The following is an 18,403-nucleotide window of genomic DNA, read 5'->3' as shown; positions in this document are numbered from 1 at the left end:
TTGTGGCGCATACCTCTGACGAACCGGTCTTTTCGATTGTCATTCCGGCCCGCAATATGGAGCGGTTTCTGGAAGAAACGCTTCAGAGTGTGCAGGACCAGACCCTTGCTGATTTTGAGGCGATCTGCGTCGACGATGGCTCAACGGACAACACCCGACAGATTGCGGATCGTTTTGCCCAATCGGACGACAGGTTTCACGCCGTGGACGGCCCGGCCAAAGGTGTCAGCGCGGCCCGAAACCTTGGCTTGAGCCGGGCCAAAGGAAAGTTTGTTCTGTTTCTGGACGCTGATGACCTGCTGCATGCGCAGGCGTTGGGCACGTTTTACGAAGCTTTGAAAAACTCCGACGCCATTGCCGCCGTAGCAGGGGTGCAGAGGATCGACGTGGACGGGCACCCTATGCGCGGGGCCGACAACCGCCACCTTGTGCCTGATCAGGATCAGTTGGCCGCGTTGTTGCGAAAGAACTTTGTGGTCAATGGGGGGGCACTAGCCGTCCGAACCGAAAGCGCCCAACGCTGCGGTGGGTACGACGAGTCTTTGGTCAATGGCGAAGACTGGGAATTCTGGTGCCGCCTGGCCCTTTTGGGTGAATTCGCCGTCGTGCAGGGGCCTGCATTGCTGAATTATCGCCAAGTCGCCAGTGGCGCCAATTTCGGGGCGCGCGGCCCGGCCTTTGCGCGGCGTGTACCGTGTATCGAAAAAATTGCGGTGAATCCTTTGATGAAAGAACGGTTCGGGTCGCGGTTGCGGTCGCTTCTGCGTGCGCGGCAAATTGATATCTTCTGGTCGGGCGTGCGAAATCAGTACCAGTACGGGCGCAAATCGGCGGCTCTGTTCGAAGGCGCCTGCGGTGCTGTTTTGTACCCCGACAGCCTGCTGCGCCCCCGCCTGATCTGGCGTTTCCTGCAGAGTTTGGATCGGACGGCGAAATGAGGTACGCTCGCTTTGTTTGATCCCGGGAGAGAATGCGGCTCATGATGTTCTCGCGACGTGCCATATTGCTCCAGGGTACTGCTCTGGCAGTGTCCGCCCCGATTGCGATCGCGCTGGTTTCTTCATTGCGCGCGGACAATCAGACCGAAACCCAATTGAGTTTCGTGGGTGATGACACCGTTCAGATCACGGTCATCGACACGCTGTTCGAAAGATCCGATCCAGTGGCGGTCAAACCCGAAGACAATCGCGAATGGGTTCCTGACCCCTATGTCTCATTTGGTTCGGTCGGTCGGCTCAACGGGCTGGACGGGTATTTCTCGGGCGATGCAAACGTGACCCAGCCGCAGCTTTTCACGGCGTGGCCCAAAGTGGTGCGCGATAGCAGGCTGTCTGGTTTCCGCACCGGATCAGAGCCGCATCAGAAGCACGCGCTTGCAGACCAGCCGGAAGGTTGGAGCGTTACCGTCAATGGACAACCCGTCACCGTTGTCGCGTTGTATCGCAAGTCTACCCCGATCCGGACCGAGGCACTGGACGTCCGCCGATGGGACAGCACCAAGCGTCACATTCTGACTTTCGTGTTGGACCAACCAATTCCGCAAGGGGCAGAGCTTTCCTTCAAAGGACCCACTGTCGCGACCATCCAAGGGCACAAGCCCGTCACAGCCTTCAGCGAAGCCGTGCACGTCTGTCAGGCAGGCTATCCGGTGAAGGGCCCAAAAAAAGCCTATGTCGGCGAGTGGTGGGGGCATGATCAGAACGGAATGCCCGGCAACACCGATGTCATTCTGACCGAACAAACCGGCTGGCGCTTGATTGATGAGGTGGACCGTACGGTTGTGCGCACCGGCACGCTGGAGCTTGTCAAACCCGCGACCGAACCGCACTGGAATGAAGAGAACTTCAATGGCTGTGATATCTATCAGGCTGATTTTTCGGATTTGGACAGGAATGGCGACTATCACCTGCACGTCGATGGATTGGGGGAATCCTTTCCATTCAAGGTTTCCGATACCCCTTATGCCGATGCGCTAAGGTTGGCCGCGCGCTGGTATTATCATCAAAGATCGGGGTGCGAAATTGCCGAGCCATATGGCGAAGGCAGAACCCGACCTCGCAATGGCCACCCCGAAGACGGGCTGGTGGTGTGGCAAACCGACGTACAGCTTGGGCGAACATCCGAGGGCTATGACGGGTCGAGCGTTTTCAAGATCCTGCGCGAGCAACCAATCGGAAACGCGGGTCTTTCTGGATCCACCGCTGCATGGTCCGAGGACCTCAACCCAAATGCCTGGGGCGGATGGCACGACGCAGGGGATTGGGATCGCCGTATTCAGCACACCGATGTCGTCTATCACATGGCGCATATCGTCGAGGCGTTCGACTATGCCCGGACGCTGGACCTGAATATTCCCGAAAGCGGCAAATCATTTTCCGATGAATCTGTGCGCGCCCGTAAGAACAGCGACGATCGCGGGGACGGACAGACAGTTCTGCCCGATCTTATACACGAGGCATTGTGGGGCATTTCCCTGTGGCGCAGAACCCAGCGCGAGGATGGCGGCATAGGCGGAGGCGTTGAATACTCGAATTCGGGGATATTCGGCTCGGTTTCATGGAACCCTGTTCAGATTGCGTACAGCTATGGGCCGGAAGACTGGGCCTCGTACTGGTTTGCCTTTAGTGCGGCGAAACTGGGCCACGTTATCAAGCACGTGTGCGGTGACATCACCCTGGGCGATAGTCTCATAGATGAGGCGGTCCGCGCCTGGTATTGGGCCGAGCAGGAGTTTCTGTCAAAAAATCCTTATGCACCCGCCCCACTGAACGAAGACGGGACCGAGCCAAAACCGGAAAAATGGGTGAGCGTCGTGTCGCGATCCCGTGTCGCGGCTGCCGCAAGTATCTACCGCGCCAGCGGCGAAGCGACGGCCTTGAAGGTTTTCGAGGATAACAACCCGTTCGAGCCCTTATCTGATGATCCCGCCGAAGGCATTAAACGGGAAATCTTCCAGTTCTCGTATTATGATTATCTTCAGGCGGGACAGGAAGGCAGGCCAACAAACCCCGAGATCGTCAAGTCGATCAAAGGCTGGATTAGGTACCGCGTCAAACGGGCCGAGCGGATGGGGCGTGATTTTGGATTGCACAGCACCGCGACCTATCCGTGGGGTCCGGGTTGGCTTCGGTTTGGGCCGGGGTCGAATTGGCGGGCGGCGCATTTCGCCCTGTACTTTGCGGCCAATGGTGAGCTTCCGCCTGAAATGCAGGCGGCGGTGGTCGAAGGGATGTGGTTCGGATTGGGGTGCAATCCCGCAAATGTAAGCTTTGTGCAGGGCCTGGGTCGTCGGGATTACGCTGATCCGTTGTTGATTGACGGGAGGGGCAAACCGCCCATTCCTGGCCAGATCAGCTTTGGTGTCGCTGGCGGTGTCATGCACAAATGGGAACAGCAAAAGACTGACGGATCAATTTACCCGGCCGATCAACTGGCCTGGCCGAAATATGCCCAGATTTTCGAAAGCCGAACAATCGCGATCTCGTCCGAGCACGATATCAAGGCCAACGCGATGGAATGGCTGATCGCCTGCGCCATGGTCAATTACCAAGCACCAGAGGCGCCTCCCGAGCATGACGGGTAGACATCGGCCCAATTCTGGGCCTCTCATTGGTGCGGCTTCTATGGCTGTCTATCAACGGCGGAAATCCGAGCACGCGTAATCTCGTGGGGTCACAATGGTGTCGGTGACCCTTTCGTGCCCTAACTGTCTTGGATATGACGGTTACAGCGCCCGTCAGACATGCCGGTTGCTGATGACTGCGTCGAACAATTGGGAGCGCGCAAATGAAGTTTCGCCGTGTGGTGCTTGCCGCGATATTCATTTCACTACCACTTGCAGCAGCAGCGCAGTCCGAGGGCGCGGACCAGACCGGGCTGTTGCTGGAACTGAACACCCTTCAGGATGTCGAAGGGGCCTGCCGATTGACGTTCCTGATTGACAACAAGACCGGTTCCGAAATTGACGCCGCAAGTTTCGAAACGGTGATTTTCGATGCTTCGGGCAGCGTGGTCAGCCTGTCGCTGTTCAACTTTCGCGATCTGCCCGCTGGTCGGCCGCGCGTGCGTCAGTTCGATTTGCCGGGCATGACATGCGCGGGGGTGGGTCGGGCGTTGATTAACGGTGCAAACACTTGCATTGTTGAAGGCGCGGACAGTCAATTATGCGATGACACGCTGAAACTGAACAGCCGGACAGAAGTGGAGTTACTTGGATGAGCCCGCTGGATGCATTGCGCGAAATTCTGGCCCTTGGCGGGCCGGTTGTCGGAATTCTCATCGCAATGTCCGTGGTGACACTTGCAGTGACGCTCTACAAACTCTGGCAGTTTGCTGTGTCGGGCGTTGGGCGGCACCGTGTTCTGTCTCAGGCGCTTGCGGCATGGGATGACGGTGATGTCCGGCGCGCGCGTGCGCGATTGGCCGAGAGCCGCAGCTATCTTGCTCCGCTTGTCGGGGTTGCTATGGACGCGCCGGACACGCCGGGGCTGGATCAACGGCTGGACGCAGAGGCGGGGCTGGCGCTGGCAGGTTTGGAGCGAGGGTTCCGGCTGTTGGACACCGTGGCCCAGCTTGCGCCTTTGCTGGGTCTGTTCGGCACTGTGCTTGGCATGATCGAAGCCTTCCGCAGCCTTCAGTCCGCAGGCTCAACGGTTGATCCGTCCTTACTGGCTGGTGGTATCTGGGTTGCGCTGATCACGACGGCCGTTGGTCTGGCTGTTGCTATGCCGACCTCGATGGTTCTGTCCTGGTTCGAAAGCCGTACGGCGCGTGAACGGGTTTTCGCGGACAAGGCGCTGCGCACGGTGCTGGTGCCGGGTCAGGGTATTCCCGGCCCGGTCGATACCTCTGCGACAGCCGTCGCGCCCGAGCATGCGTAACCCTGCACCGTTCGTCAGGCGAAGATTGTCGATGACCCCGCTCATCGACGTTATCTTTCTGTTGCTTCTGTTTTTCATGCTGTCATCAACATTCGCCAAGTACGGCGAGATCGAGCTGAGCAATGCGACAGGTGGAGGCGCGGCCTCAGAAACCCCGGCAGAGCGGCATTTTGTGCAGCTTGGAACCGAGCGGCTTGATCTGAACGGTGCGCCGATCACGCTGGATGAGCTGGGTAATCAGCTTGAAACCGGGCAACTTCTTGTCAGCCTCGATCCCGATACGACGTCGCAGCGTCTGGTTGACCTGTTGGTCCGGCTGCGTGGGCGTGACGAGCTCAGTGTATTGGTGTTGGAATGATCCGGTCGATGCGTCCCCACCGCAAACGCGATTCCACCATCGCGCTGATCAACGTCGTTTTCCTGATGCTGATCTTTTTCCTGATCACGGGAACCGTGGCGCCTCCGTTGGATCCTGATCTGGATCTTGTCGACACATCGGATCTTGAAGGTCGCGAACCGCCCGATGCCCTGATCCTGCATGAGGATGGCCGCATCAGTTTTCGAGGCCAGACGACCGACGCTCAAGCCTATATGGAGGGTCGCGAACCCGGCGCGGTCCGGATCGTTCCCGATCGCGCAGCGCCCGCCCCCCGACTGATCGAGGTTACGGGCGAATTGCGCAGGCTGGGCGCGACATCGGTTTATGTTGTCACCGAGAAGGCGCTGGAATGATCCGGGGGTCGGTCGTCATAGCGGCTGTGGCCATTCTTCTATCGCTGTTTATTCATGTGATGGGCCTGACGTTCACGGCCCCAAGACTGTCGGAACAACCAACTAATGAAAGCCCGGCGGACTCCGTGGCGCTGGGCAACACGTTCGAAGACCTTGCCGAAGTGATTGCCGAACCAGTTGAGCCAGAACCGCCCGAAGCGCCTGAACCGCCGGTCGAAGCGCCGGAAGAACCGCCCGAGGTGCCCGTCAGCGAGGCGCTTGTTGCGTCTGACAACCCGCAGGTGACACCCTCGCCGGATTTAGGGGATGCAGAGGTCGTACAACCGATTGCGACCGAGCCCGTTGAACCGGATGTAGCTGAGACCGAGAATACGTCAGAAGGTGACGACGCCGCCAGTCAGGAGGTGGACGAGACGCCACCGGTTGAGCCGTCCGAGGTTGTTGAAACGCCCGAAGGTGCGCCTGACGCGGTTGCAACACAGGTTGAACCCGTGGAGCCAGAGCCGCAACAGCTTGCCGCACTTCCATCACCCGAAGTCGCGCCTGTCCTCGAAGTGTCGCCTGTCCCAGTGGTGCCGCTGGAAAACGAAGCCGTTGAGCCCGATCTGCCGACGCCTGCTGAATCCCCGGACGACACCGACGAAACCTCAGACCTTGCGGTGACGTCTTCGATACGCCCGCAGCGACCAGAGCGCACGCCCGCTCCGCAAAGACAGGGGGTTCAAGGCGGTGCGCGGGATTTCAGCGCGCTTAGATTTCCGTCGCAGGAGGTAGAGTCGCCACTGACCACTTACCGGCGCAGGGGGATAGACGCATTCACCTCGGGCAATACCGGCAGTCGCTCTGGCGGGCGCGAACCGGGGAACTCGAACACGACCAATTACGCGGGCCGGGTGCTGGTACATCTAAACCGCGCGCCGGTGGTGTTTGTGTCTGCGCGCGGCTTTGCGCAGGTGTTTTTCCAGATCAACCCGGATGGATCGCTGGCGTGGGTTGATGTCGTGGACAGCTCCGGATCGCCCGAAGTGGACCGCGCAGCCAGAGCGCAGGTGCGGGCGGCCTCGCCCTTCCCGCCGCCGCCGGGTGGGGTAAGCCGAAAACTCTCGTTCTTCTATACAAGCAATTGAAGGATCCCACAGGTGGGCTGATTGCACAGCCGGGCGTGCGACTTGCGCCGATTCAGGCCCTTCACCAATGCCTGTTCGAGCAGGATTCTCTTGCTGGACTGCTCGAATTAGGTAAAAATTTCAAATGCTTGAAGAACTTACAATTTCAGCGCACGGTACACTTGCCCAAATTTAAAGGGGTGGTTTTGTATTTTTGTGTTCAAATTTTTGTAACGATTCCGGTGACGACCCTGAACCGCCTGTAAACACACGCAAAATGGTTTTGTGTTTCGAAAAAAATGTCGTGCAAACATGCAACAGAATTCCGCGCTCTCAATTTGAAATGCTGCGGACCCATTGTGCACGTAGGGATTTTCTTTGAAGACGCGGCCAGCCGCAATTTTGCGGCTACACTCCTCTCAAAACTTATGGATAAACCATGAAAAAAGTACTCTTTGCATCGACCGCACTGCTTGCGACCGCAAGCGTTGCTGCGGCTGAAATTCGGTTCAGCGGTTACGGCCGTTTTGGTGTTGGCTACCAAGAAGACCGCACCGGCACGGTTGCGAACTTCACCACCACCGCTAGCGGCGACATCGTTCGTGGAACCGGCACCACCGCCAGCGCTACCGTCGACACCGACAACACCATCCTGGTCTCGCGCTTCCGTCTGAACATCGACGCAAACGTCGAAACCGACAGCGGCGTTGAATTCCAGGGCCGCGTTCGTCTGCAAGCTGACGACGACTCGGGCAATGGCGAGCAAAACGAAGCCGGTCTGAACGGCGCACGTTTCTCGGTCATCTACAGCGGTCTGCGCGTTGACGCCGGCAACGTTTCGGGTTCGTTCGACAACCTGGGTGACTACTTCGGTACCGAGCCGGGCCTGGAACAGTTCCTGGGTCAGTACTCGGGCGTCAACTACTCGTTCCTCGAGTACAGCTCGACCGGTTCGGGCGCAAACGGCGTGTTCTTCCAGTACGCAGTTGGCGACCTGTCGTTCGGTGCTTCGTATGACCAGCGTACCCTGGCTTTGGCGGGTCAACCCCAAGACGCGGACCGTTGGGACATCTTCGCAAGCTACGTCTTCAACAACATCACCGCATCGCTGGCCTATGGTCAAACGGATCTGGTTGACGGCGAAGACCAAAGCCTGACCGTCTTCACGCTGGGCGCTGAACTGGGCGACTTCTACGGCACCCTGTTCGTTGCAGACGATGACGTCATCGACGACGCGGAAAACGGCACCGCCTACGGTTTCTCGGTTTCTTACGACCTGGGCGCAGCAACTACCCTGCAGCTGGTTTACGGCGACGGTTCGGCTGACGACGACACCCGCAACATCGGTGTTGGCGCCATCTACGACCTGGGCGGCGGTGCATCGCTGCGCGGCGCAGTCGGCGAGATCAAGGACGGTGACGACGATGGTCGCATCCGTGCTGACTTCGGTGCTCAGTTCAACTTCTAAGTTGACCTGAACCATCAAGGTTCAAGGGCGGGTCGTCTGACCCGCCCTTTCTTGTTTCAGCTTTCTACTTCTTTTCGAAAAATAGAATGACTTCGCCCAACCGGACACCGTACCGCGAGACATAGGCGCGGTTCAGCAGGCGATCGTCTGACAGCAGCCACATCCAGTCATCGAAATTGACCCGCATCGTGCCGTCCTTGACGGGCAGGTCGATCTTGTATTTCCAGTTGAACGTGTCTCCGCGCTCTACTCCGCTGGCGGTTCCAAGAACGCCGGGCGCGGTACCGGTCCAGGTGTCCTCACCCGTTTTGGTCAGCGTCCAGATCCGCTGTTCCTTGGCACCATCATCATAGACGAAATCCTCAACCAGCGTCAGGGTTTCGCCGTCCCATGTGCCTTCGATTTCGACGGCGAACCGACGCGGGACGTTGCCCAGAATGTCCTGAAACTGACCATAGGCGACGGTCTTGCCTTCAAAGAACTCTTCAAGGTTCAACTGGCGATCAGACAAGAAGGTTTTGGGCACGCGCGGTTTGGCCGAGCAGGATGTCAGAACGGTCACACCGACAATCGCGATCGCCCAGATCAGAAAACGCCGCCAGTTCATTGAACCGTCCTCGTTTCTGTTGTGCTGTCATAGCCATTCGCGCCGTTCAGATGGGCGGCCTTTGTTTCCGGTGCAGGGCGCATCGTTGCAACCAGTTCAGCGACTTTGATGCCGAATTTGCGCATCTCGGACCTGTTCATGATCACCCCGTTTTCGGTCAGGTACATCCAGTCGGTAACATCCAGCGTATGCCCTCCGGCGTCCTCGGGCAGGATGATGCGATAGGTCAGTTTGACGGTCGCACCCGAAATCGTACCCTTCCCTTCGCCCACGATGTCATCCGCAGTCGCAATGAAGGTGTTCCCCGTGCCCAGTGTCAGATACCATTTGCGGGTCATTTCCTTGCCGTTGGAATAGGTAAAGTACTCGGCCAGCGTTCCGGTTTTCCCGTCCCATTCCCCAACCATGCGGGCGACAAAGCTGTTCGACATCTTGCCGTTGGGTCCATAGATCAGCCCCTCGGACAGGATTTCACCGTTCAGCGCCTCTTTCATTTTGAATGCGGGTCCTGTCCCGGCATAGTCCGCAGGCGATTGCGCGCGAAAACTCAGAAGGCGGCCTCTGGCGACAAGAATGGCGAGGATGGCGAGTAGAAGGGTTACGACAAGGTTCATTTGGCTGATACCTCAGTTGGCAGCGTCAGGACCATTCCGAACGCGCCGAGTTTCAGGATGCAGGGCAAAACGGCATAGGCGAGGTTAAGCGTCTGCAACGCCGCCGCCGAATTGGTTTGTCCCGGTGTAAAGCCGCTGCGTTCCAGCAACGGCAGAGTGAAGAAGGCCGCGAGAGCAAGGCCCAGCTTGCCTGCGAAGGACCAGATACCAAACGCAGCCGACGCGTTCAGACCGGCACGGGTCAGGGCGACCGAAAACATTGCGGGCAGCACGACCATGTCCGCACCCAACGCCGCACCTGAAGCCAGACAGATCAGGGCGAACCCGGTCAGGTTTCCGGCGGATAATGTAGCTGCGCCGATAAACCCCGCAATCGCCAGCGGCATCGCGATCATCAGAGTCTGTTTCGACCCAATTCGATTGCTAAGGCGTGCCCACAAGGGAACGCTCGCCCCGGCGCTGAGGAAGAACAGGATCAGCAGAGGACCGGCCATTCCGCGCAGTTGCAGACGGTCTTCCACAAAAAACAGAAACAGGGTCGATGTTATCGCAACAGGCAAACTGTTGATCAGCGCCAGCGCCAGCAGACCCAGCGCCCCAGACTGGCCTAACCCAGCAACAGACAATCCCTGACCGGTGATCGGGGTGCGCTGCCAGATAGGAAAGGTCAAGATCAGCGTGACGATGGCCAGAACGCCCAGAAACAGTCCAAAGGCAGGATAGCCCTGAGCGCCCGCGCCAAAGGCCACAAACAGGGCGGGTGCGCTTGCGGCAAGAACGACTCCGGCCAATTGCCCGCCTTCGCGAAAAGCCGCAAGGGTCATAAGCTCTTTGGCCTCGGGGTGTTTCGCCAGCGTGGCGCTGCGGCCGTAGAGCAGGATTGCCCCAAGGCTGTAGGCGGAAAAGAGAAGTATTAAAACAGACACTAACACGGACAGTTTTGCCCCATCGGGCAACGAAAACAGTAGTGGAAACCCAACGGCGAGGCCAAGTGCGGCCAGTGTCGCGAACAGTGCCTGCGCCCTTGGCCAGCGATCTATGGCCCAGCCGATCAACGGATCTTGGATCAGGTCCACCAGACGGATCACCAAAAGCACGGTTCCGATGACCCCCAGCCCAATACCAAGATTGACGGCAGCAAAACGTGGCAAGTGAATATAGAGCGGGATACCCGCCGCAGCGAGCATCAGCGCATAGAGACTGACGCGCGGGTACAGCATCACTGCCCCTTCAACTGACGGGTAAAGCTGGCGCTTCGTGTGTCTGCGCCGAGGAAAATGGACACGAAGGCCCGTTTTGCGCCGGGATAGGACAGCGTGCAGGTCTTTTGTCCGTTGCGCCAAAACCCGACCTTGTTGGGGCCTTCTGATATCGCGATATAGCTATCGCCCTTGCCGACCGCCTTATAGCAATCCTCAAGCGCGCTTTGCGGCGGCGCAGGATTTCCCTGCCGTGCCATCTCCTCCAACGTGGACTCGACCAGAGCCTTTTGCTTGAGGGTCTTCCGGTAGGTCAGCTTGAGGCCAAAATCGGCGTCCCAACTGAACGCCGCGCCGTTCGGAGTGAAAAGCTGCGCGTCATAAACCGGTATGCCCAGAAACCGAAAGGTCGCGCTGCCGACCTGCTGCGGGTTGGACAGGTTTTGCGAGATCGGAGAGGCCGCCAGCCCCCCCGGTATCAGTACCGTAAGGGATACCAGTGCAGCGCAGCAGGTATCACAGATCCGCTGAGACAGGGATGGCCGGATCTTTTGCAAGAATGCCATTTTCCGCTCCGAGGGTTTGCGGGGCGCCGTTCAAAAGCCCGACGACATGCATCGCGCTGGCGATCCCGTCTTCGTGAAAACCGTGCCGGTTGTAAGCACCGGCAAACCAGGTTCGGTTCTGTCCCTGCATCTCGCGGATTTGCCCTTGTGCCTTTAGGGCTGCCTTGTCGAATACCGGGTGGGCGAACTCTACCTGGTCATAAATTTTATCCGCAGGAATGTCTGAACCCGCGTTCAGCGATACAAACAATGGATCGCTGTCGGGGATGTTCTGCAAACGGTTCATCCAATAGGTCACGCCCACGTTTCCAGCTTGCGAGCGATAGGTCCAACTGGACCAGCACGCGCGTCTCCGGGGCATCTGGCGGGGGTCGCCATGCAGGATCGCGGTGTTCGGCTGATACCGGATCGCGCCCAGAGCGTCCCTTTCGTCAGGTGTCGCACTATCGCCGAGGATGGCCAGAGATTGATCGGAGTGGGTGGCCAGAATGATTTCATCGAACTGGTCGATATGTCCTTGGCTGTGAACAGTGACACCGGCCTCGTCGCGCTGCACGTGATCGACAGGGGCGGCCAGACGGATGTCGCAGCCGCGCCCGCGCAGGGCGGCGTCGATGCGGCGGACATATTCGATACTGCCGCCTTTGACCGTGTACCACTGATGCTGTTTGGCGCGTCCGCTGGCCAAAAGCGCGTGGTTGCGGAAAAACTGAACCAGAGATCGAGCCGGGAATTGATCCACGAACTCGACCGGGGTTGACCAGATCGCACCACACATCGGCATCAGGTAATTATGGCGGAACCAGTGACCAAGACGCAGTTGGTCGACCAATTCACCGATGGTGGTGTCATCATCCTGCGCCGCAATAGGGGCCTCTTTGCCGAACCGCAGGATGTCCGCGATCATCTTGTAATATGCCGGACGCGCCAGATTGCGTTTCTGGGCTGTCAATGTACGCAGATTGTTCAGGCCGTATTCGATGCGGCCATTGTCGATTGTCGCGCCAAAACTCATTTCCGATTTGATGACGGGGACATTCAGCTCATCGAACAGTTTTGTCAGATAGGGGTAGGTCACATAGTTGAAGACGATGAAACCGGTATCCACCGGCTGATCGCCATTCTTGCCCGCCATTACCGTTCTGGCGTGGCCGCCCAGTCTGGGTTCGGCCTCAAAGACGGTCACGTCGTTATTTTCTGAAAGGTAGTAAGCTGCGGAGAGACCTGAGATTCCTGCGCCAATTACTGCGATTTTTTTCCGGACGCCCCGGGATTCGTCGAACATTCAAGCCTCGTTATGTGACATTTTACAATAAGATACGCAGAAAGGGCCGGGGTGGATCAATCGGGTTATGAGAATTTCAGCAATGAATATTGCCAAATCTTTAGGCATTGAGGCCTGTTTCCGGTCCCGGCGCGTGATCCATTGCCTTGGCGTGGCCGTAAAAGCATCACACGAAACGAAACGGTCGTCGCATGAGCAGCTTTGAAGGAAAAACCTATTGGATTATCGGCGCAAGCGAGGGCTTGGGGCGCGCTCTGGCCGACGCGCTTAACCATCAGGGGGCGCACCTGATCCTGTCCGCGCGCAATGCCGATCGTCTGAACGAAATCTGCGCAACGCTTCCCAATGCTCGGTCCATACCAATGGATGTGACCGATTTAGACTCAGTTCGTGACGCAGTAGCCAAGGCCGGGCCTGTTGATGGGCTGGTCTATAATGCGGGCGCTTATGATCCGATGCGTAGTGCTGACTGGAACACCGAAGCGGCCCTGGCCATGAGCGATGTCAACTATCTGGGTGCCATTCGCGTGTTGGGGGAAACAGTTCCGGGATTTGTTCAAGCCGGTCGCGGTGAAATTACCTTGATCGGGTCCCTGGCGGGGTATCATGGTCTGCCAGCCGCTATCGGGTATGGGGCAAGCAAGGCGGCGTTGATTTCATTGGCGGAAACCATGCGACACGATCTGGCTGGAACTGGCGTGACCGTGCGGATCGTCAATCCGGGCTTCATCAAAACCCGCCTGACCGAGAAGAACAGTTTCAAGATGCCGATGCTGATGACGCCCGAGGATGCCGCGAATCGCGTGGTCAAGGCGATGTCGCGGCGTCGGTTCCGTACTGATTTCCCTGCTCCGTTTTCCTGGGTGATCCGATTGATCGACTATCTGCCTGATATTCTTGTCTATCGCGGAAAATAGACTCTAACAAAACTGACCGTGGCAAAACCAACCCGCTGACATGGTGCCGCCATGTCCGTAGAACAGCCAGAGCCGTTCCCCTTGTTCGGTCACCACCACCCAGTAATCGCGCACGCCGCTGCGCCAGTTGGGGTCGTCCAGCCACCATTCCGGCGCGATCCGTTCCGGGCCGGTCGCTTGTGCCAACTGCCAGTCGCGCCCACGCCAGCGAAAGGTGCTGGGCACGTCCGGAGTGTCTGGGGCCATCACCGGTTCGGGTTGCCACATCTGCAAGGGGCGCGGGCGCGGCGGCGCGGGCCAGTCGCGCGCAGGTTCCGACCATGCGGCAGCCAGCACCTGCGCGGTCTTCTCGGGGATGTGCGAGGCCGCAGGGTGCCGTCGTGTGATCGCCTCCAACCCGACCCGTGCGCCCAGTTTACCGATCAGGTCCTCGACGGCGGTGTTGCCCGCTAACCGCTCGCGCACGGCGCGGCGTGCTTCGGCATGGCCGGTCATGGTGCGCGCGTGGATCGGTTCGGTCTGCACCGCTTCAAGCCGCAGCATGTCGATGCCATAACCCGCGTCAATCTTATCAATTTTCATCTCTAATAAAGGGCGAATGCGATGTTTGTCATAGGTCGGACGGGCAAGGCCGATCTCGATAACCTCGGCTGCCTGATCGGCACGATGTGCCTCAAGCCGTAATGTTCGTACCCCGCGGGCTTTCTCCTCCAGCTTGGAGCAAAGGATGGGCAGAACCCGGTCGATGGCGGCCATCACATCCTCGGTCAGGCCAATCGGGTTGGGCAGGGTCATCCGCACCGCAAAGTGATGTGGCGGGCGGGCGGGTGAGACCGGCTCGGGCGCGCTGCCCATCGCCTGATCCAGCCGTAGCACCAGCCCGCGCCCGAACCGTCGGGCCAGTGAGGCACGCGGTTGCCCCAGCAGGTCGCCGATCCGGCGCAGGCCCAGACGGTTCAACTGCGTCACCACCTGATCCTCAAGCCGCAGCGCCGCGATGGGCAAGGGGCTGAGCGCGCCATAAGATTGCCCCGGTGCTGCAATCCGCGCGCCTCCACCCAATGCCATCACCTGCGGCGCGGCCCCGCCCTTGGTCCAGTGCCGCCGCTTGGTGGCGCGGGCGCGGGTGGCGCGCGCCTCTTGGCTGATGGCGTCGCCGTTGCGGTCCGATGTAGCCTCTTGCCCGGCATAACGCGCCAGCGCCCAAGCTGCGCCCAGCGTATCGGCGATGCCCATCTGCACGCTGAGACCCATATCAGCGCAGTCGGTCTCAATCACGTTCAGCAGCGCCTCTTCCCCACCGAACAGATGCGCGCAGCCCGACAGGTCAACGATCAACCCATCCGGTGCTTCTTCGGCCACCCACGGGCTGAACTTGCCCACCCAACGGCGCAGCGCAGTCAGAAAAGCAGCCTCGGCCGGGACGTTGCGGGGGCGGGTGATCAGGGCGGCGCACATGGCGTGGGCATCACGTACCGGTTGACCGACACGCAACCCGGCGGCCTGCGCCTCATCATTCAGCGAGGTGACAACCTGCATGTTCGACTGTTCGGCCACCACAGCCAAAGGCCCATCCTGCAGCCCCCGCGCGGCGCGGACCAGCCGTTCAGCCCCCAGGCGGGGGAACCAGAGTGAAAGTATTCGGCGTTTGGGCATCGGCAGACATCAAAATGTTCACACTTTGTTCTTATTCGAGAATCACGCCCCGAGTCCACGCTTACCCGCAGGTCAGACGTTGAATGATCCCTGCGCCATCGACATACACGTTCAGCCGGTCAATGCGGTAATCCTGCGTGGCAATCCCATCGGGCCCCAGGATGCGCGACCGTTCAGGCAATTGCGCCTGAATGGTCGAGACCGGTTGGCCGACGGAAGCGGCGAATGTCTCGCCCTGACAAAAGGCCAGATCAACCGGAGAAGCTTCGGGCTGAGTCGCCGCTGTTTCGGTCGCGGGGGTCTCTGCACAAGCTGCCAACAGGACCAGCGCGGGTAAAAATCGATGCATTGGCGTTTCTCCTCGTGACAACGTCGTTACTGCAATATCAAACAATTAGCCAATCTGTCACGAAAGCACAGTTGAAAACACCCTGCAATTGACGCAGGGTCGAGGCATATAAGACAGGGAGACAAGCACAATGCGTACCCGTGCCGCCGTCGCCGTTCAGGCGGGCAAACCTTTGGAAGTGATGGATGTAAACCTTGAAGGCCCCAAAGCGGGCGAGGTTCTGGTCGAGATCAAGGCCACCGGTATCTGCCACACGGATGAATTCACCCTGTCAGGCGCCGACCCCGAGGGGTTGTTCCCCGCGATTCTGGGCCATGAAGGTGCGGGCGTTGTGGTCGAGGTCGGCCCGGGCGTCACCAGCCTGAAGCCGGGCGATCATGTGATCCCGCTTTACACCCCTGAATGTCGTGAGTGTGAATACTGTCTGCACCCCAAGACCAACCTGTGTCAGGCGATCCGTGAAACTCAAGGTAAGGGCCTGATGCCCGACGGGACCTCGCGCTTTTCAACATTGGATGGTGATCCGATCCTGCACTACATGGGCTGCTCAACCTTCTCGAACCACACGGTTCTGCCGGAAATCGCGCTGGCCAAGGTGCGCCCGGACGCGCCGTTCGACAAGATCTGCTATATAGGCTGTGGCGTGACCACCGGGATCGGAGCCGTCATCAACACCGCCAAGGTGGAAATCGGCAGCCGCGCCATCGTGTTCGGTCTGGGCGGTATCGGTCTGAATGTGATTCAGGGCCTTCGTCTGGCCGGGGCCGATCAGATCGTCGGCGTCGATCTGAACCCCGCCAAGGTTGAGATGGCGACCAAGTTCGGTATGACCGATTTCGTGAACCCAGCCGAGGTCGAAGGCGATTTGGTGCCCTATCTGGTCAATCTGACCAAAGGTGGCGCGGATTACACCTTTGATGCTACCGGCAATGTGGGCGTGATGCGCGCCGCACTGGAATCGGCGCACAAGGGCTGGGGTGAATCGATCATCATCGGCGTGGCACCTGCCGGGGCCGAGATTTCGACCCGCCCATTCCAACTGGTCACCGGTCGGTCATGGCGCGGCACTGCCTTCGGCGGCGCGCGGGGTCGGACCGACGTACCCAAGATCGTCGACTGGTATATGGAAGGCAAGATCCAGATTGATCCGATGATCACTCATACGATGGGTCTGGATGACATCAACCAAGGGTTCGACCTGATGCATAAGGGTGAAAGCATCCGATCGGTCGTAATCTACTGAAATAGGAAAATTAAATTCACAGGGCGGGCTTTTGCCCGCCCTTTCTTGTTCTTACATTCATCCTCAAGAATACTATCTCAGGTTGAGGATTTGAATTGACGACACGGAATACTGACCGCCTTGCGGTTCTGATTGATGCAGACAATGTGCCTGCGAAACATGCGGCAGAGATTTTTGAAGAAATTGCCACATTGGGTGAAGCCAGCTTGCGCCGTATCTACGGTGATTTCTCGAACGGAGCACCACAAGGCTGGGATGCCAAATCTCTTGCCAAATATGCCGTCGTTGCCCATCAGCAGTTCGCTAATACGATAGGCAAGAACTCCAGCGATATCGCATTGGTCATTGACGCGATGGATATCCTGCATTCCGAGCGGTTCAGCGGGTTTGTACTTGTGTCCTCTGACAGTGATTTCACCCGCCTCGCCACCCGCATTCGCGAACAAGGACTGGACGTCTTTGGGATAGGCGAGCGCAAGGCACCGGAATCGCTGGTCGCAGCCTGCAATCGGTTCATCTATATCGAGAATATCAAGCGGGATACCGCGCCTTGCGTACCCGCAATCAAAGATGGTGAAGCAAAAGGAAAACAGAGCCTAAATCACGCGTTTCAGTTGATACGAAATGTGGTCAATACCACAAACGATCCCGATGGGTGGGCGACTTTGCCCTTTGTGGAACGGCAACTGGGTAAGATTTATCCGGACTTTGATCCGCGCAGTTATGGCTATACCAAGCTGAGCGATCTGGTTCGCGGTCTCGGTCGTTTTGATGAAGCCGACGCTAATGGAAACTTCAGGTTGCGATATTTGGAAAAATAATTGGATCGCGTTACGCCCCCGGCCGCGTCGCCCCCGTATCCGAACGAGGTGACCGCACCCGTAGAACCGGTGTGTTGACCGACGAGGTATTCGCCCGGCTCTCGCGCCAGACGACGAACACACCTGACGCGATAATGATGCTGGCTCCGACCGCGACCCAGCCATCGGGCCGCTCGCCAAAAAAGACCATGCCGAACAGCGTAGCCCAGATGATCTGGCTGTATTGGCTGGGCGCGACGACCCCGGCTGGCGCGGCGCGATAGGCCAGAATGATCAGGTGCTGGGCGATCACTGAAAACACACCAACCAGCGCCATCATCGCCAGATGCAGCAGCGAGGGCGGCAGGTAGACCGCGGGTTGGGCCAGACTCATCACCAAGATGGCCAGAAGCATCGGGTAGAGGATCAGCACCGCCGAGCGTTCCTCATTCCCGATCTTGCGCACCAGAACGGATGCAAAGGCGCTGCAAAACGCGGCTGTCAGGGCGGCAAGATGGCCTATCGTGATGTCCGTCGCCCCGGGGCGCAAAACGATCAGCACGCCGATCAGACCGACGCCAACGGCGGCCCAGCGCTGGGCGCGCACGACCTCTCCCAAAATGGGGATCGACAGGACTGTGACGATCAGCGGGAAGGAAAACAACAACGAGTAGACCTCGGCCAGTGGCAGGACTGAAAAGGCGTAGAACGCGCAGGACATGCCGGTGACCATCAGGGCCGAGCGCAGTAGGACCAGCCACGGGTGGTGCGGCAGGAAATTCCCGGTGGCCCGGTCGGTCAGGATCGTGACTGCCATTGGTACAAACGAGAATAGCGTGGCGAAAAAGATGATCTGCATCACCGAGTAGGTGCCACCCAGAACCTTGATCAGGGCGTCATGGCTGGCAAAGACCGCAAAGCCTGCAAAAGCATAGCCAAGGCCCTTGAGGGTGTTGTTTTGCGTGGTCATCCCGAAGGTCT

Annotated in this window: 19 protein-coding genes; 11 read left to right on the top strand and 8 right to left on the bottom strand. The window is 58.8% G+C overall.

Annotated features, from left to right (window positions below):
- Positions 1 to 2: 2 nt before the first annotated feature.
- From GOX75_RS11440 to GOX75_RS11405, 8 genes are all read left to right on the top strand, one after another.
- On the top strand, positions 3 to 938 hold the full coding sequence (locus tag GOX75_RS11440) for a glycosyltransferase (protein WP_171123154.1): 936 nt from the start codon (positions 3 to 5) through the stop codon (positions 936 to 938).
- A 41-nt stretch (positions 939 to 979) separates the two neighbouring features.
- Entirely contained in the window at positions 980 to 3,583 is a 2,604-nt protein-coding gene (locus GOX75_RS11435) for a glycoside hydrolase family 9 protein (RefSeq protein ID WP_171123153.1), read from the top strand.
- Between the two features lie 203 nt (positions 3,584 to 3,786).
- Positions 3,787 to 4,218 carry a hypothetical protein gene (locus GOX75_RS11430; protein WP_171123151.1) on the top strand — a complete coding sequence of 144 codons (432 nt, stop codon included), beginning with the start codon at positions 3,787 to 3,789 and terminating at the stop codon, positions 4,216 to 4,218.
- The gene (locus GOX75_RS11425; RefSeq protein ID WP_171123149.1) at positions 4,215 to 4,880 is read left to right on the top strand and encodes a MotA/TolQ/ExbB proton channel family protein; all 666 of its coding nucleotides are present in this window, start codon (positions 4,215 to 4,217) and stop codon (positions 4,878 to 4,880) included. The genes GOX75_RS11430 and GOX75_RS11425 overlap by 4 nt, the downstream gene beginning before the upstream one ends.
- A gap of 31 nt (positions 4,881 to 4,911) precedes the next feature.
- The gene (locus GOX75_RS11420; RefSeq protein WP_171123147.1) at positions 4,912 to 5,238 is read left to right on the top strand and encodes a biopolymer transporter ExbD; all 327 of its coding nucleotides are present in this window, start codon (positions 4,912 to 4,914) and stop codon (positions 5,236 to 5,238) included.
- A gap of 8 nt (positions 5,239 to 5,246) precedes the next feature.
- Positions 5,247 to 5,612 (top strand): ExbD/TolR family protein, encoded by a 366-nt coding sequence (locus tag GOX75_RS11415; RefSeq protein WP_371808150.1) that lies wholly within the window; start codon positions 5,247 to 5,249, stop codon positions 5,610 to 5,612.
- Positions 5,609 to 6,739, top strand: coding sequence for an energy transducer TonB (locus GOX75_RS11410; protein ID WP_171123143.1), 1,131 nt, complete (start codon positions 5,609 to 5,611; stop codon positions 6,737 to 6,739). Before GOX75_RS11415 ends, GOX75_RS11410 begins: the two co-directional genes overlap by 4 nt.
- Before the next feature lie 418 nt (positions 6,740 to 7,157).
- Positions 7,158 to 8,186 carry a porin gene (locus GOX75_RS11405; RefSeq protein ID WP_171123141.1) on the top strand — a complete coding sequence of 343 codons (1,029 nt, stop codon included), beginning with the start codon at positions 7,158 to 7,160 and terminating at the stop codon, positions 8,184 to 8,186.
- Positions 8,187 to 8,250: 64 nt separating this feature from the next.
- Here the strand turns inward: GOX75_RS11405 and GOX75_RS11400 are convergent, their stop codons facing one another.
- Genes GOX75_RS11400 through GOX75_RS11380 form a run of 5 tightly spaced genes read right to left on the bottom strand, consistent with a single transcriptional unit; the run spans position 8,251 to position 12,457 of the window.
- Entirely contained in the window at positions 8,251 to 8,793 is a 543-nt protein-coding gene (locus GOX75_RS11400) for a DUF3833 domain-containing protein (protein WP_171123139.1), read from the bottom strand.
- On the bottom strand, positions 8,790 to 9,407 hold the full coding sequence (locus GOX75_RS11395) for a DUF3833 domain-containing protein (RefSeq protein WP_171123137.1): 618 nt from the start codon (positions 9,405 to 9,407) through the stop codon (positions 8,790 to 8,792). The genes GOX75_RS11400 and GOX75_RS11395 overlap by 4 nt, the downstream gene beginning before the upstream one ends.
- Positions 9,404 to 10,627, bottom strand: coding sequence for an MFS transporter (locus GOX75_RS11390; protein WP_171123135.1), 1,224 nt, complete (start codon positions 10,625 to 10,627; stop codon positions 9,404 to 9,406). The genes GOX75_RS11395 and GOX75_RS11390 overlap by 4 nt, the downstream gene beginning before the upstream one ends.
- Complete coding sequence (locus tag GOX75_RS11385; RefSeq protein ID WP_171123133.1) at positions 10,627 to 11,172, bottom strand: hypothetical protein; 546 nt, start codon at positions 11,170 to 11,172, stop codon at positions 10,627 to 10,629. The genes GOX75_RS11390 and GOX75_RS11385 overlap by 1 nt, the downstream gene beginning before the upstream one ends.
- Entirely contained in the window at positions 11,123 to 12,457 is a 1,335-nt protein-coding gene (locus tag GOX75_RS11380) for an NAD(P)/FAD-dependent oxidoreductase (RefSeq protein ID WP_171123131.1), read from the bottom strand. The genes GOX75_RS11385 and GOX75_RS11380 overlap by 50 nt, the downstream gene beginning before the upstream one ends.
- 191 nt (positions 12,458 to 12,648) lie before the next feature.
- Between GOX75_RS11380 and GOX75_RS11375 the strand changes: the two genes are divergently transcribed.
- Positions 12,649 to 13,374: an SDR family oxidoreductase gene (locus GOX75_RS11375; RefSeq protein WP_171123129.1), complete on the top strand. Its 726-nt coding sequence runs from the start codon at positions 12,649 to 12,651 to the stop codon at positions 13,372 to 13,374.
- A 3-nt stretch (positions 13,375 to 13,377) separates the two neighbouring features.
- On the opposite strand, the gene GOX75_RS11370 is transcribed toward GOX75_RS11375, so the two are convergent.
- Together GOX75_RS11370 and GOX75_RS11365 are read right to left on the bottom strand one after the other, a co-directional pair.
- Positions 13,378 to 15,030 (bottom strand): DUF6504 family protein, encoded by a 1,653-nt coding sequence (locus tag GOX75_RS11370; RefSeq protein WP_171123127.1) that lies wholly within the window; start codon positions 15,028 to 15,030, stop codon positions 13,378 to 13,380.
- A 61-nt stretch (positions 15,031 to 15,091) separates the two neighbouring features.
- Positions 15,092 to 15,379, bottom strand: coding sequence for an I78 family peptidase inhibitor (locus tag GOX75_RS11365; RefSeq protein ID WP_171123125.1), 288 nt, complete (start codon positions 15,377 to 15,379; stop codon positions 15,092 to 15,094).
- A gap of 130 nt (positions 15,380 to 15,509) precedes the next feature.
- On the opposite strand from GOX75_RS11365, the gene GOX75_RS11360 reads away from it, so the two are divergent.
- Together GOX75_RS11360 and GOX75_RS11355 are read left to right on the top strand one after the other, a co-directional pair.
- Positions 15,510 to 16,622, top strand: a complete 1,113-nt coding sequence (locus GOX75_RS11360) for an S-(hydroxymethyl)glutathione dehydrogenase/class III alcohol dehydrogenase (RefSeq protein WP_171123123.1) — start codon at positions 15,510 to 15,512, stop codon at positions 16,620 to 16,622.
- Between the two features lie 95 nt (positions 16,623 to 16,717).
- Positions 16,718 to 17,443 carry an NYN domain-containing protein gene (locus GOX75_RS11355; RefSeq protein WP_171123121.1) on the top strand — a complete coding sequence of 242 codons (726 nt, stop codon included), beginning with the start codon at positions 16,718 to 16,720 and terminating at the stop codon, positions 17,441 to 17,443.
- Positions 17,444 to 17,453: 10 nt separating this feature from the next.
- Here the strand turns inward: GOX75_RS11355 and GOX75_RS11350 are convergent, their stop codons facing one another.
- Positions 17,454 to 18,392 carry a DMT family transporter gene (locus GOX75_RS11350; RefSeq protein WP_171123119.1) on the bottom strand — a complete coding sequence of 313 codons (939 nt, stop codon included), beginning with the start codon at positions 18,390 to 18,392 and terminating at the stop codon, positions 17,454 to 17,456.
- Positions 18,393 to 18,403: the final 11 nt, after the last annotated feature.

It is taken from the genome of Ruegeria sp. HKCCD7251 (assembly GCF_013031165.1).
In the GTDB taxonomy this organism is placed as follows: Bacteria; Pseudomonadota; Alphaproteobacteria; order Rhodobacterales; family Rhodobacteraceae; genus Ruegeria.
This window is presented reverse-complemented; position numbering and strand designations above follow the sequence as displayed.

What these genes read in the sequence shown, in the direction of transcription:
- GOX75_RS11365 (WP_171123125.1), bottom strand. Translation starts at nt 15,379, where the DNA reads ATGCATCGATTTTTACCCGCGCTGGTCCTGTTGGCAGCTTGTGCAGAG.
- GOX75_RS11375 (WP_171123129.1), top strand. Translation starts at nt 12,649, where the DNA reads ATGAGCAGCTTTGAAGGAAAAACCTATTGGATTATCGGCGCAAGCGAG.
- GOX75_RS11390 (WP_171123135.1), bottom strand. Translation starts at nt 10,627, where the DNA reads ATGCTGTACCCGCGCGTCAGTCTCTATGCGCTGATGCTCGCTGCGGCG.
- GOX75_RS11370 (WP_171123127.1), bottom strand. Translation starts at nt 15,030, where the DNA reads ATGCCCAAACGCCGAATACTTTCACTCTGGTTCCCCCGCCTGGGGGCT.
- GOX75_RS11410 (WP_171123143.1), top strand. Translation starts at nt 5,609, where the DNA reads ATGATCCGGGGGTCGGTCGTCATAGCGGCTGTGGCCATTCTTCTATCG.
- GOX75_RS11435 (WP_171123153.1), top strand. Translation starts at nt 980, where the DNA reads ATGATGTTCTCGCGACGTGCCATATTGCTCCAGGGTACTGCTCTGGCA.
- GOX75_RS11385 (WP_171123133.1), bottom strand. Translation starts at nt 11,172, where the DNA reads ATGGCATTCTTGCAAAAGATCCGGCCATCCCTGTCTCAGCGGATCTGT.
- GOX75_RS11395 (WP_171123137.1), bottom strand. Translation starts at nt 9,407, where the DNA reads ATGAACCTTGTCGTAACCCTTCTACTCGCCATCCTCGCCATTCTTGTC.
- GOX75_RS11430 (WP_171123151.1), top strand. Translation starts at nt 3,787, where the DNA reads ATGAAGTTTCGCCGTGTGGTGCTTGCCGCGATATTCATTTCACTACCA.
- GOX75_RS11360 (WP_171123123.1), top strand. Translation starts at nt 15,510, where the DNA reads ATGCGTACCCGTGCCGCCGTCGCCGTTCAGGCGGGCAAACCTTTGGAA.
- GOX75_RS11420 (WP_171123147.1), top strand. Translation starts at nt 4,912, where the DNA reads ATGACCCCGCTCATCGACGTTATCTTTCTGTTGCTTCTGTTTTTCATG.
- GOX75_RS11400 (WP_171123139.1), bottom strand. Translation starts at nt 8,793, where the DNA reads ATGAACTGGCGGCGTTTTCTGATCTGGGCGATCGCGATTGTCGGTGTG.
- GOX75_RS11380 (WP_171123131.1), bottom strand. Translation starts at nt 12,457, where the DNA reads ATGTTCGACGAATCCCGGGGCGTCCGGAAAAAAATCGCAGTAATTGGC.
- GOX75_RS11415 (WP_371808150.1), top strand. Translation starts at nt 5,247, where the DNA reads ATGCGTCCCCACCGCAAACGCGATTCCACCATCGCGCTGATCAACGTC.
- GOX75_RS11405 (WP_171123141.1), top strand. Translation starts at nt 7,158, where the DNA reads ATGAAAAAAGTACTCTTTGCATCGACCGCACTGCTTGCGACCGCAAGC.
- GOX75_RS11350 (WP_171123119.1), bottom strand. Translation starts at nt 18,392, where the DNA reads ATGACCACGCAAAACAACACCCTCAAGGGCCTTGGCTATGCTTTTGCA.
- GOX75_RS11425 (WP_171123149.1), top strand. Translation starts at nt 4,215, where the DNA reads ATGAGCCCGCTGGATGCATTGCGCGAAATTCTGGCCCTTGGCGGGCCG.